At 47.8% G+C, this 13638-nt stretch carries 12 protein-coding genes; 3 read left to right on the top strand and 9 right to left on the bottom strand.

Annotated elements, in window-relative coordinates; translation table 11 throughout:
- The first annotated feature begins 30 nt into the window (after nucleotides 1–30).
- Nucleotides 31–999, top strand: coding sequence for a mechanosensitive ion channel family protein (locus OKC24_RS04680; protein WP_130144376.1), 969 nt, complete (start codon nucleotides 31–33; stop codon nucleotides 997–999).
- Here OKC24_RS04680 and OKC24_RS04675 read toward each other — a convergent pair.
- The 5 genes from OKC24_RS04675 to prfB form a co-directional block, all read right to left on the bottom strand.
- Complete coding sequence (locus OKC24_RS04675) at nucleotides 985–1695, bottom strand: 16S rRNA (uracil(1498)-N(3))-methyltransferase (protein ID WP_265464845.1); 711 nt, start codon at nucleotides 1693–1695, stop codon at nucleotides 985–987. The two genes, OKC24_RS04680 and OKC24_RS04675, sit on opposite strands and share 15 nt — an antisense overlap.
- A gap of 252 nt (nucleotides 1696–1947) precedes the next feature.
- Nucleotides 1948–3228, bottom strand: coding sequence for a 3-deoxy-D-manno-octulosonic acid transferase (locus OKC24_RS04670; RefSeq protein ID WP_130144374.1), 1281 nt, complete (start codon nucleotides 3226–3228; stop codon nucleotides 1948–1950).
- An 86-nt stretch (nucleotides 3229–3314) separates the two neighbouring features.
- A complete protein-coding gene (locus tag OKC24_RS04665) occupies nucleotides 3315–4403 on the bottom strand; it encodes an alkene reductase (protein ID WP_130144373.1) in 1089 nt (362 codons plus the stop codon).
- Between the two features lie 28 nt (nucleotides 4404–4431).
- On the bottom strand, nucleotides 4432–4731 hold the full coding sequence (locus OKC24_RS04660; protein WP_005006767.1) for an ArsR/SmtB family transcription factor: 300 nt from the start codon (nucleotides 4729–4731) through the stop codon (nucleotides 4432–4434).
- Nucleotides 4732–4885: 154 nt separating this feature from the next.
- A protein-coding gene (prfB, locus tag OKC24_RS04655; protein ID WP_130144372.1) for a peptide chain release factor 2 occupies nucleotides 4886–5981 on the bottom strand; the annotation gives its coding sequence in 2 pieces (ribosomal slippage) (nucleotides 4886–5908 and nucleotides 5910–5981; 1095 coding nt in all).
- A gap of 180 nt (nucleotides 5982–6161) precedes the next feature.
- Here prfB and OKC24_RS04650 point away from each other — a divergent pair.
- Both OKC24_RS04650 and OKC24_RS04645 read left to right on the top strand, forming a co-directional pair.
- A complete protein-coding gene (locus tag OKC24_RS04650) occupies nucleotides 6162–6998 on the top strand; it encodes a putative porin (protein ID WP_265464844.1) in 837 nt (278 codons plus the stop codon).
- A gap of 316 nt (nucleotides 6999–7314) precedes the next feature.
- Nucleotides 7315–8103, top strand: a complete 789-nt coding sequence (locus OKC24_RS04645) for a putative porin (protein WP_130144370.1) — start codon at nucleotides 7315–7317, stop codon at nucleotides 8101–8103.
- 84 nt (nucleotides 8104–8187) lie between these two features.
- Here the strand turns inward: OKC24_RS04645 and recJ are convergent, their stop codons facing one another.
- The 4 genes from recJ to guaB form a co-directional block, all read right to left on the bottom strand.
- The gene (gene recJ / locus OKC24_RS04640; protein ID WP_130144369.1) at nucleotides 8188–9891 is read right to left on the bottom strand and encodes a single-stranded-DNA-specific exonuclease RecJ; all 1704 of its coding nucleotides are present in this window, start codon (nucleotides 9889–9891) and stop codon (nucleotides 8188–8190) included.
- Nucleotides 9892–10548: a pyridoxamine 5'-phosphate oxidase gene (gene pdxH, locus OKC24_RS04635; RefSeq protein ID WP_130144368.1), complete on the bottom strand. Its 657-nt coding sequence runs from the start codon at nucleotides 10546–10548 to the stop codon at nucleotides 9892–9894.
- Between the two features lie 11 nt (nucleotides 10549–10559).
- Nucleotides 10560–11891 (bottom strand): phosphoglucosamine mutase, encoded by a 1332-nt coding sequence (gene glmM / locus OKC24_RS04630; RefSeq protein WP_130144367.1) that lies wholly within the window; start codon nucleotides 11889–11891, stop codon nucleotides 10560–10562.
- 127 nt (nucleotides 11892–12018) lie between these two features.
- Nucleotides 12019–13485 (bottom strand): IMP dehydrogenase, encoded by a 1467-nt coding sequence (gene guaB, locus OKC24_RS04625; protein ID WP_130144366.1) that lies wholly within the window; start codon nucleotides 13483–13485, stop codon nucleotides 12019–12021.
- Between the last annotated feature and the right edge of the window lie 153 nt (nucleotides 13486–13638).

Below are 13638 nucleotides of genomic sequence, written 5' to 3'. Positions count from 1 at the left end.
GCAAAATCAATTTTATTATTCGGAGCCTCCGTGGCTGAAAAAGACAATGCCTTGAGTGACGTCACTCAAGGCACCACCCAGCTTTTGCAGGAAGCGACTGAAAAGACAGCGCAAACTGTAATTGAACATACAGCAAAATATAACGATGCTTACAGCACCATCGATAAATTTATGGAGGGCTTTTGGGAGCGTCTGCCTTACATATGCATTGCATTGTTTGTATTCGCGATTTTTTACATGCTGTCCAAACTGTTTAAATTATTTGTACGCAAGGCGCTGGCGGAAAAATCGTATACCAAACAAAATCTGGTTTTAGTTTTAAACCGTGTCGGCAGTTCCGCCATTATCTTTATTGGCTTCCTCATCGCGATGGTCGTTGCCATCCCCGGCTTTACCCCAGGCCAGCTCATGAGCGCGCTGGGGATTGGTTCGGTTGCCATCGGTTTTGCATTCAAAGATATCTTCCAAAACCTGCTGTCCGGCATTTTAATTTTGCTGGGTGAACCCTTCAAAATTGGCGATGACATTATTGTTTCAGGCATGGAAGGCACCGTGGAAGACATTCAGATCCGCGCCACTTTCCTGCGTTCTCCGGACGGCCGCCGCATTGTCATTCCCAACGCGACTGTTTATACCAGCGCAGTAACAGTCAATACGGCTTATCCGCGCCGCCGCTGTGAATTTGTGGTTGGCATTGGCTATGAAGATGATGTGCAGAAAGCCAAAGATATCGTGCTGAAAATTCTGGACCGCGATACCACCATTTTGAGCCAGCCGGGCTTTACCGTCAACGTCAGCGCGCTGGCAGATTTCTCCATCAATTTAACTGTCCGCTGGTGGGTGAATACATCTGAAACCACGACCGCCAACTCGATCAGTGAGGTGCAGGAACGCGTCATTCATGCCTTCAATGAACACGGCGTATCTATTCCTTATCCAGTACAGGAAGTAAAGGTGTACCGCGGTGACGCTGCAGCAGCGGAATCAGCGGCTAAATAAGCGCCCAAGCACATAAGGAATCACCGTTTCAGTACGGATAATCCGGCTGCCTAAGCTGACTGCTTGGCAGCCGTTTTTTATGAGCAAATCAATTTCATAAGGGATGAAGCCGCCCTCTGGGCCAATCATAATCGTGCACGGATGCGCAATACCGGATGGCATAGCATGTTCTGTATACGGATGCGCGGCATAGGCTGGGCGCTCCGCTGAAATCATAGTAGGCAGCACATCTTCCACAAACGGCTTAAAGCGCTTGTGCAATTCAATTTTAGGCGCAATGGTATCACCCGCCTGCTCTAAGCCTAAGTCCACATAATGCGGCAGCTGCTGCAAAAAAGGGGTTTGCCAATAGCTTTTATCGACGCGGTAACTGTGCAGCAAAATGATTTTTTCCACGCCCAGCGTCACACTGTCCATAATTAAGCGGCGCAGCACTTTGGGCCGCGGCATCGCTACAACCAGGGTCACAGGCAATTTTTCAGGCACCGCCTCTTCACGGATCGGCTTCAGCTGCATCTGCTGCTCAGAGACCGAAATCACTTCAGTTAGATAGCGCTTGCCTTCGCGGATGCCTATTTTCAGGGTATCGCCGGCCTGCACATTAACATGGGTACGCAAATGCTCCAGCTGGCGCTTGGCGCTGATGGCCCAAAGCTCAGATTCAGTTTGACGCGGGTCAAGAAGGACGATGTTCATAAATTTTCTCTATTGCCTCCTGTGGAATACGCGTAAGCGTCATCCACAACTGTTCGAGGCAAGACTGCATGTGATATATAAAGTTTATGCTAAATCTTTGAAAAAAATCGCTATCTGACGAGTTTTGTGGATGACAGATGGTTTTGTTACTTTTGCCAAAACAAAAGTAAAATCAGAGCTCTGAGTGATTAATCTATAATAACAAGACGCCGCCGTTCCCATTCATTACAGAAAATGCATTTTTACAAGGTCTTATAGATACTGATCAATCACCTGAATATGCTTTTGCAGTGAACCCGTATTTTTTTGCATAATCTGCTGTGCAGCGGCATTTAAAGCCTGCGCTTTCTGCGGATTTTCCGCCAGCTCAACCAATACTTGCGCAGCCTGTTCCGCATCCTCAACAACTTCAACACCTTGCACGGCAGCAAACTCATCGACAATGGTTTGAAAATTAAAATAATTTTTGCCCAGTACAGTTGGCACCTGCAATGCAATCGGCTCTAAAATATTATGTCCGCCGCCCGGCTCATTCAATGAACCGCCCACAAAGCAGGCTTGGCTTAAAGCCAGCCACTGCCAAAGCTCACCCATGCTGTCCGCCAAGTACACTTGCGTATCAAACAAAATGCTTTGCTCTAAACTCCGGCGCTGGGTACGCAAAGCCAATTTCTGAGCTTCAGAAAAAACCTCATCAAAGCGTTCGGGATGGCGCGGTACGACAATACACAGCAGTTCAGGATGCTGCTGCAAATAAGGCTTTAACGCGCTTAAAATTTTCTGTTCTTCAGGCGCATGCGTGCTGGCAATAGTCACAATTTTCCGGCCAGCCAAAGACCAGTCTATTTTCAGCTGCGCGGCCAGTTCAACCGCATGCTGCGGCGCATGAATATCAAATTTAATGCTGCCCACCACCTGACTCGCTTGAGGCTGAGCGCCTAAAGCAATGAAGCGGTCTAAAGTCGCCTGATCCTGCGCCAGCAATTGATTCAGCCCCTGCAGCATCGGACGGCTCAGACTCGGCACTTTGCCGTAGCCCTTCGCCGATTTTTCTGACAGGCGCGCATTAATCAGCAGGCATGGCACTTGCAGCTGCTTAGCCTGATCAATCAGATTCGGCCAAAGCTCTGTTTCCACTAAAGCCAGCAGTTTAGGCTGATATTTTTCGATGAAGTGCCGTACCAGATGCTTTTGATCGGCAGGTAGATACACGGCTTGAAACAGCGCTTCATAGGGCACTTTTAAGAATAAAGATTTGGCGCGGGCTTGCCCCGTTTTAGTGGTATTCGTGACTAAAACTGGATGCCCTTTTTTAAGATAATGTTCGATCAGCGGCTGCGCGGCATTGGTTTCACCGACAGATACCACATGAAACCAAATGGCGTTCAGATTCTTGACCGGCTGAAATGGGCCAAAACGCTCGAGGCATTCCTGCTGATACTGCGCGTCATTGTCCGCGCGCTTTTTGATGCGCGACCGATACAAAGGCTTAATGATGAAAAGCGCTACGTTATACCAGAAAGGAGTAGTCAAATAGTTTGCCCTGATGCCGATTGTCTCGGCAGAATATATCAGAGCATTATCCACATGTTAATGGATAATGCATCTTTGCTGTGGGATTAATGCTGTGCTTGTCCTGCGCCAAATGTCTCATTCAGGCTTGGATAATCGGTGTAGCCTTCTGCAGTCTGTACGCCGATCATATTGTCAAAGACCAATTCATTCAGCGGCGCGTCCTGCACCAAGCGTTCGAATAAATCGGGATTGGCAATATACGCTTTGCCGAAGGATACCGCATCCGCCTTGCCTGAATTCAATAATTCAATCGCATCTGCACGGCTCAGCTTCATATTGGCAATATAAGGCACACCGGCAGAACGCGCTTTCAGATATTCACTGATGCTGTCATCGGCCAAATATTCACGGGTAAAGAAGAAGGCTATTTTACGTTTGCCCAATTCTTGCAGCGCATAGCCGAATGTTTCACGTGGATCATCATCGCCCATGTCGTGCTCATCACCGCGCGGCGCCAAATGCACACCAACACGGCCTGCGCCCCAGACCTCAATTAAAGCATCAACCACCTCTAACAACAGACGCGTGCGGTTTTCTACCGAACCGCCGTATGCATCTTCACGGTGATTGGTTGAACTCTGTAAAAACTGATCAATCAGATAGCCATTGGCGCCGTGCAATTCCACACCGTCAAAACCGGCGTCTTTAGCGCGAATGGCCGCCTGTTTAAACTGCTCAACAATCTCTTTAATTTCAGCGATTTCTAAAGCGCGAGGCGCCACATAATCACGTTTTGGACGCAATAGGCTGACCTGCCCCGCCTGCTGAACAGTGCTGGCAGAAACAGGAGTCTCTCCCTGCAATAAATCAGGATGCGATACCCGGCCCACATGCCACAGCTGCGCGACAATCAAACCATCTTTGGCATGTACCGCACCAGTTACCGCTTTCCAGCCTTCAACTTGCGCATCCGTAAATAACCCTGGGGTATTTAAATAGCCATTGGCTTCTTCAGAAATTACGGTCGCCTCAGAAATGATTAAGCCGGCACTGGCGCGCTGCGCATAATGCTCTGCCATCATCGGCGTAGGCACACGGTCATCGGTTGCGCGGCTGCGGGTTAATGGCGCCATCACCACACGGTTTTTCAGGTGCAAATCGCCAAGAATTAAAGGGGAATTCAGTTCAGCCATATTCGTCTCATCCCTCACCCCTTTTTACTTAGAGTGAGTTTTTCAAGTAATCAATATATTGCTGAATAAGCGCTTCGTTGCGGGAAAAATAAGACCATTGGCCGTATTTTTCCGCTTGAATCAGACCCGCCTGCTGCAGCACAGACAAATGATTCGACATGGTGGATTGCGAGACATTGCCGAGTTTCTCAATATTCCCTGCGCACACACCGCGATTAAAGCCGCCGCATTGCTCTTCTGACAAAAATTGATTGGGGTTTTTAAGCCACTCCAAAATCTGCCGCCGAGTCGGATTTGCCAACGCTTTAAAAATTAAATCAATATCCATAATTCAGACGAGTTTAATTAAAAAATGAAAAAAACAGCGCAAAGCTCTATTCAGCATCTGAGCATAATATATCGCATTTTTACGATTTTAATATCGAATTTTATAGATATATTGTAAAATACCTTCAAGAGCTTTGTTTTTTAGATAAATTTAATTAAAGTCCCTGCTTTAAGCTGGCTTCAATAAATTTATCTAAGTCGCCATCCAAAACTGCGCCGGTATTTGAGCTTTCAACACCAGTACGCAAATCCTTAATGCGTGAATCATCTAGAACATAAGAGCGGATCTGACTGCCCCAGCCAATATCCGACTTGGTGTCTTCTAATGCTTTTGCGGCGTCATTGCGAATCTGCATTTCACGTTCATAGAGTTTTGCACGCAATTGCTTCCACGCATGGTCACGGTTGGCATGCTGAGAACGCTGGTTTTGACACGCCACCACAATGCCGGTTGGCGCATGCGTTAAACGCACTGCAGAATCGGTTTTGTTAATGTGCTGACCGCCCGCGCCGGATGCACGGTAAGTATCGGTGCGGACATCCGCTGGATTAATGTCAATTTCAATATTGTCATCCACTTCCGGCGATACAAACACCGCAGAGAATGAAGTATGGCGGCGGTTGCCTGAGTCAAACGGCGACTTGCGCACTAAACGGTGCACGCCGGATTCTGTGCGCAGCCAGCCATAGGCATACTCGCCTTCCACACGGATCGTTGCCGATTTAATGCCTGCAACATCGCCATCTGATTCTTCCATGACTTCTGCTTTGAAGCCATGACGCTCGATCCAGCGCAAATACATGCGCAGCAGCATCGACGCCCAGTCCTGCGCTTCTGTACCGCCAGAACCCGCTTGAATTTCTACATAGCAAGGATTCGGATCCATCGGGTTGCTGAACATGCGGCGGAATTCAAGTTTGGCCAATTCAGCTTCAGCTGTATCCAATTCTGCCTGCACATCAGCCAATAAGCTTTCATCATCGGCTTCTAATGCTAAATCCAGTAAAGCCTGCGCATCTTCCAGCTGAGCCGACAAGCCTTCAAGGACGTTCAGTACATTTTCAAGCTCGCCTTTTTCTTTGGCCATCGCCTGCGCGCGCGCTTGGTCATTCCAAATCGCAGGGTCTTCTAGTTCACGCAGAACCTCTTCTAAACGCTCTTTTTTCAGATCGTAGTCAAAGATACCCCCGTAATGTTTGACCACGGTCGTTTAAGTCTTTTAGCTGTAATAGATAAGGATTAATTTCCACGTGAAATTCTCTCAAACAAAAATTTTGGCTTAAATAGCCCGCAATTATATCACAGACCGTTTGCGCAAATTCAGCCCCTTTACGGCGCTACAGCAATTGACACAAGTACATGCTTTATGAAAAATACGCCCACTCACAATAAATATTACATTTTCTTTACAATAACAGCAGGTTAAACCCATGAAATTATCTTTTCTTACATTCGGCCTTCTGGCCGTTTCAGCATCAAGTTTTGCTTATAATGGTCAAGTCGATGCCGGATTTACCAACTTTGATCATGACAGCGATATCATTGACTCTAACGGCCAAGTCAATTTGCATGGCACTTATTATTTTAATCCTGTCGCCATTAAAGGCCCGTTAAATGAAGCCGCGTTTTTAGGCCATAACAGCAATGTATATGCTGATTACAATTATAATTATGCAGACAGAAAAGATATCTCCATTCCTGCTGGAACAGTCTCGCGCGATGTCACATCACATCATTTCAGTGGCGGTATCGAATATTACGTAGAAAAATTTTATCTCAATGCTGGATTCGGTTTCGGCCAGCTTGAAATCGAAGATAAGCTTGCAACACCGGTTGGCACGTTAAGCAACACTGAGAAAGAAGATACATATACCTATCGCGCAGTGGCGGGCTATATGCCCATTTCTAACCTATTGCTGGCTGCAGGAACTGTCGGCTACCAAAGCAGCAATGAAGATCACGACGATAATCGCCTGCTCTTAAAAGCCAAGTATGTTGCGCCTATCGGAGCAGGCCAACACCTCAACTTAGAAGCAGACGCCTTGCTCGGCAATAACGATAATTTAGCGATTGCTGCCGATTATTATTTTAATCCGGCATTCAGTGCAGGCCTTGCTTATGAAATTGCAGACAATGGTCAAGAGGATACCGATTATTTCACTTTGCGCACAAAATACTTCATTCAGTCCAATCTTGCGATTGGCGCTTCAGCAGGATTTGGCGATGATATGACTGTGCTGAATATTAATGGCACATTCCGCTTTTAATTTAAATTGAAAATTTTCTGGATAAAATGGTGTCTTGAATCAAAATACCATTTTTTCTTTGGTAACATTTGTTTTAAATTTAGAAGAAAAATTAAGCTAATTTTAATAAATTCATAATATCCACACAGTTTTAATAAAACATAACATTTAAGTTATATTAATATATTTCAATTATTTAAGTATTAAAAATTACACAACATTACCTTAGACACATTTCTGTAACCTTCTAGAAATTGACGTGAGTAATTTTTACTCTAGACTAAAAGTTGTAACAAAAAATGTATTATTTAAGCCAAATTTCAGAGGGGTATGATCCATGAAAAAATTAGCGATTGCTTCAGCACTATTATCTGCTTTAGCTGTTACAGGCACAGCACATGCCTATCAAGCAGAAGTTGGCGCTTCAGCTGGCTATATCGACCCAGACAAGGGCGGCTCTGGCAGTGAATTCGGCGTGAACGGTACATACTATTTCAACCCAGTGCAAACACGCAATGCGCCGCTTGCAGAAGCAGCATTCCTTGACCGCGCCAGTAATATCAGCGCACATGCCAACTTTGCTGACCGCGGTGATGTAGACGACAATACTTATGGCATTGGCGCAGAATATTATGTGCCAAATTCAGATTTCTATTTAAGCGGTGATGTGAGCCGCAACAATACTGAAGTACGTGATGTCTTTGGTAATAAGCACGATTTTGATACCACTTACTACGCAGCAGAAGTTGGTTATCTTGCAGCGCCAGGCTTCTTAATTGCAGCGGGTTTAAAAGGCTACGATAACGACAAGGATGACGGTGTAGATCCAACACTTCGTGCAAAATACGTCACAACACTTAGCAACGGTAAAGACATTAACTTAGAAGCTGGTGCAGCATTCGGCGATTTAGATGAGTACAACCTAAAAGCGGATTACTTCATCGACAAAACGTTCAGCGTGGGTGCAGACTACTACAACAATGATTTAAATGATCAAAGTGAAGTCGGCATTAATGCGCGTAAATTCTTCAATCAGCAAGTGAGCTTAGAAGGCCGTGTAGGCTTTGGCGAAGCTGGCAACAATGATTACAACTCATTTGGCCTAGCAGCGAAATACCGCTTCTAATTCAAATCCGCCCATCTAGTCAGATAGAAAAAACCGCTCGTCAGAGCGGTTTTTTTTATGAACAGCATTTTAAAATCGCGATTATTACTGTTCTAAATGCAAAATGCGCAGCTGCAGGCTGGTTGCGCCATTAAAGGTGTTTTTGTCCAGCTCATAGACCAAACGCACCTGCCCGTGCATCGGGTCAAATTGATAACGGCCGGCGGCATTAAAGGCTATCGCATCCAGCACCTGCCCTGAAGGCAACGCAAGCCGCAGCTTGAGATGCTCCTCTTTTAGCCAGCGGTAATCCAATATTTTAAACAGGCCATCAAAAACTGGGGCTGGAAATTTCTGACCCCACGGCGTCAGCTGCTGCAAAGTATCCACCGTCGCAATTTGAAAGGCCTCATCCGGCAAATCGCCGTCCGTCCACAGCACCGCCTGAAACAGGCTGTCATCCTGCGCCGTCATCAGCTGTTCAAACGCCGCTTTAAACGCCGCAAAATTTTCTTTCAGGATGGTTAAGCCTGCCGCTGCGGCATGACCGCCAAAATGGCTGACCAAATGCGGAGACTCTTCCGCAATCTGCTCGATGCTGTCACGAATATGAATGCCTTCAATCGAACGCGCTGAACCCTTGATGTGCTTGCCGTCTTCATCGGCGGCAAACACGATGGCTGGACGGTGGAACTGCTCTTTTAAGCGTCCTGCCACAATGCCGATCACACCTTGATGCCAATGCGGCTCAAACAGAATTAAAGCAGATGGCAGGTTTTTTTCATCCAGCTGCAGCTGTTCCAACTCAGCTAAGGCTTCTTGCTTCATCTGTGTTTCAACCTGCCGGCGTTCCACATTCAGCTGATTCAGCTGCTGCGCCAACGGATAGGCCGCCTGCAGGTCGGGTGCAATCAGGCATTCAATACCGATATCCATAGTTTCCATGCGGCCTGCGGCATTAATCCGCGGCCCAAGAACAAAACCCAGATCCTGCGCTTTCAGCTCTGCAGGATCACGCCCCGCAATATCCAGCAAAGCACTGATGCCGGCACGGCATAAGCCTTGCTGAATGCGCTTCAGGCCCGCATCAATCAAAATCCGGTTGTTGTAATCTAAGCTGGCCACATCCGCATACGTGCCCAGCGCCACCAAATCCAAATAATTCACAACTTTGGCAGACGATTTGCCCTGTTTGGCGCGCAAGCTGGACAAGTTGGCCAGCACATAAAAGGCCACTCCCACACCAGCCAAAGCTTTACTTGCGAAATCACAGCCCAGCTGATTCGGATTCACCACGGCTTCCGCCGGCGGCGTTTCTTTAGTGGTGAGATGATGGTCAGTGATAATCACCTGCATGCCATGCGCATGCGCCTGATCAACACCGGCATGGCTGGAAATGCCGTTGTCAACGGTGATCAGCAGATCAGGGGCAAATGAGGCAAAGGCGAGGTCAGCTATGGCAGGCGTCAGGCCATAGCCGTATTTGAAGCGGTCAGGCACCAGATAATCGGCCTGTGCGCCCATCTCGCGTAAAACTAAAATCATTAATGCGGTGCTGGTTGCGCCATCGGCATCATAATCGCCGACAATCACAATTTTTTTCTGCTGATCGATCGCCTGATCCATCAGCTGAATGGCGGCTGACAGCCCTTTCATTTCAGGCGCCAGCAAATGCTTCAGCTTCAGCTGCAGTTCCAGCTCAGATTCCACGCCGCGGCGCGCTAAAATCCGCGCAATAAACGGCGCAACGCCCTGAATTGATTCAGGGCGCGTCAATAATGGTCTTTGCTGTATTAAGGTCTTTGGCATTTACGGCATCAATCGCTGCAAAACCCACTGCCCTTCACGCTTTTCATAGCTCAAGCGGTCATGCAGGCGGTTTGGGCGGCCTTGCCAGAACTCATAATAATCCGGCTCTAAGCGGTATCCGCCCCAAAACTCAGGTTTGGCCAGCATATCTTTGCCTTCAACATTATCATGCAGATTTTGAAAACGCTGCTGCAGTTCTTCGCGGCTGGCAATCGCCCCGCTTTGCGGGGTGCTGATGTGCGCAGCAATCTGGCTGTCACGCGGCCGCTTATGGTAATAATCCGTCGATTCCTGTTCAGGGATTTTGACTACTCGGCCTGAAACGCGGATTTGACGCTCCTGCTCCTGCCAATAAAACAATAATTCTGCATACGGATTTTCCGCTAAATCATTGCCTTTTTGGCTGTCGTAATTGCTGTAGAAGTCATAGCCGGCTGCTGCTGCGCCGCGCAGCAGCACGGTACGTACATGCGGACGCCCTTGCGCATTCGCCGTTGCCAATGACATGGCATACGGTTCATGCAGCTGTGCTTCCAACGCATGGTTGAACCACAGCAGGAATTGCTCATGCGGATCAGCATTCACCTGATCTTCATGCAGTTCCCCTTTTTGGTAGCTCATGCGCAATTCGCTTAAATCTTTAATCATATCACTCATGACATTTCACCTTATGCCGCGTTTGCGCGCACAGCATCAGCCAAATGATTCGCCAATGCAGTCACCTCATCCAGCTGATCGCCTTCCACCATGACGCGGATCACCGGTTCTGTGCCGGACTTGCGGATTAATAGGCGGCCGCGTCCTTTTAATTGCTGTTCAGCTTTATCAAACTCCGCCGCCAATGCAGGCACTGAGTACGGATCAAACATTTGGCTCAAGCGCACATTTACCAGAACATTGGGCAGCAGCTGGAAACCGTCAGTCAATTCATGCAGCGCTTTTTGCTGCTCAACCATGACCGTCAGCACTTGCAGAGACGCAATAATCGCATCGCCCGTGGTGCTCTTGTCTAAAGTTAAAATATGGCCAGAAGGCTCACCGCCGGTCACCCAGCCATGATCATCCAAGCCTTGCAGAACATAGCGGTCGCCCACTTTTGCGCGGACAAACGGCACTTGCGCTTTTTCCAGCGCAATTTCCAGCGCCATGTTGCTCATCACCGTGCCCACAATACCCGCAGGCTTGTGGCTGGCTTGTGTCGCCAAAATATACAGGATATGGTCACCCGTCACCTGCTCACCGTTTTTATCCACCATAATCACGCGGTCAGCATCGCCATCAAAGGCAATGCCTACATCCGCCTGATGCTTCAGTACGGCTTTCTGCAGATTTTCCGGGTGCGTTGAACCGCAGTCTTTATTGATGTTCAAGCCATCCGGCTCGTTATACAGCGCCACCACTTTTGCGCCCAGCTCACGGTACACCGACGGGCCAACGCTGTAGGCAGCGCCATTGGCGCAGTCCACGACAATTTTTAAATGCGACAGATCTAAATGATAAGGGAAAGTCGATTTGCAGAATTCAATATAGCGGCCATTGGCATCTTTCACCCGCACACTTTTACCCAAGTTGGCCGTGTCATCAATGACCATGTCCTGCTCTAGCTCTTGGTTAATGGCATCCTGCAATTCATCCGGCAATTTTTTGCCTTCGCTTGAGAAAAATTTAATGCCGTTATCAAAGTACGGATTGTGCGATGCAGAAATCACAATGCCAAGGCTGGCATGCAGCGCCCGGGTCAAATGCGCAATGGCGGGTGTTGGCAAAGGGCCAAGCAAATGCACGTATACGCCGGCGGCATTCAAGCCCGCCTGCAGCGCAGCTTCTAAAATATAGCCGGAAAGGCGGGTATCTTTACCCAATACAACAATCGGTTTGCTTTTTTTGCTGGTGCGCTTTAATACTTTACCTGCGGCAAACCCCAGCTTTAATGCAAACTCAGGTGTAATCGGAAGTTCCCCAAACTTTCCGCGAATGCCATCCGTACCGAAATAACTCATTTTTTACTCACTTTCTTATTCACATGCGGTGATATTGATCAACCCATTCATACTGGATTCACTTTACACCAAAAACAAAAAAGCCGTCATAAAAATGACGGCTTTCCAGCGCTTTGATTACTAAAAATCAACCAACACGGTAGTTTGGCGCTTCTTTGGTAATGGTCACATCATGCACATGAGATTCTGACATGCCCGCTGCAGTAATTTTTACAAATTGCGCATTCTGACGCAAGTCATCCACAGTTGAAGAACCGGTGTACCCCATAGATGAACGCAGACCGCCCATCATCTGGTGCACAATATTGCCCATCGGGCCTTTGTAAGGCACACGGCCTTCAATGCCTTCCGGCACTAATTTCTCAGCGCCCGCTTTAGAGTCTTGGAAATAACGGTCAGCAGAACCTGTTGCACCCGCCATTGCGCCCAATGAACCCATGCCGCGGTAAGCTTTGTAGTAACGGCCTTGGAAGAATTCCACTTCGCCCGGCGCTTCTTCAGTACCCGCCATCAGCGAACCCACCATGATGGTGCTTGCGCCAGCGCCAATAGCTTTCGCCATATCGCCAGAGAAGCGGATGCCGCCGTCAGCAATCAATGGAATCTGTTCTTTCAATGCATTCGCAACTGAATCAATTGCAGAAATTTGCGGCATGCCAATGCCCGCAACAATACGCGTGGTGCAGATTGAACCAGGGCCAATACCGACTTTCACCGCATCTGCGCCAGCATCCAATAAAGCCAATGCCGCATCGCCTGTGGCAATGTTGCCGCCAATCACTTGCACTTGCGGATAGTTGGCTTTTACCCAGCGTACACGCTCAATCACGCCAGCTGAATGGCCATGCGCCGTATCCACAACAATCGCATCTACGCCCGCTTCTACCAGCGCTTCAACGCGGCTTGGCGTTTCAGCGCCTGTGCCTACCGCTGCCCCAACCCGCAGGCGGCCCAAGTCATCTTTACAGCTGTTTGGGTACAATTCAGCTTTACGGAAATCAGTCACCGTAATTAAGCCTTTCAATTCATTGTTTTCGCCAACCACCAATACTTTTTCAATACGGTGCTGCTGCAATAATGCTTGGATATTTTCTTTAGATTCATTTTCACGAACAGTCACAAGGCGATCTTGCCCAGTCATGATATTGCTGACCGGCTGTTCTAAATTGGTCACAAAACGTGTATCACGGCCTGTGACGATACCGACCACTTTGCCGTCTTTAACAACAGGCACGCCGCTGATGTTGTTGGCTTGAGTAATTGCAATCAAGTCGCGAATCGTAGTTTCAGGCGTCACAGTAATTGGATCTTTCACCATGCCGGCTTCAAATTTCTTCACACGGCGCACTTCAGCGGCTTGCGCTGAAATATCCATGTTTTTGTGCAAAATACCAATACCGCCGTTTTGCGCCATCGCAATCGCCATACGTGACTCAGTCACAGTATCCATTGCTGCCGAAACTAGAGGAATATTCAGATTAATGCCGCGAGTCAGGCGTGTCTTTAGAGAGACATCTTTTGGGAGAACAGTTGAGTAGGCAGGGAGTAATAAGACATCATCGAAGGTTAGCGCTTCTTGAACGATGGTCAACATAACAGTCTCACTGGTAATTTCCGTGCGCCATTATAAACAAAAAAATGGCTTTTATTCATGCCTATTTCAGCCAAAGCGGCTTTTTTTTGTCAAAACTTCTGCTTTAGATCTTGTAAATGAACGCAACTGCTTATTTTTATATTGTTTTCAGCA

This window comes from Acinetobacter entericus (genome assembly GCF_026168575.1).
Taxonomy (GTDB): Bacteria; Pseudomonadota; Gammaproteobacteria; order Pseudomonadales; family Moraxellaceae; genus Acinetobacter; species Acinetobacter bouvetii.
This window is presented reverse-complemented; position numbering and strand designations above follow the sequence as displayed.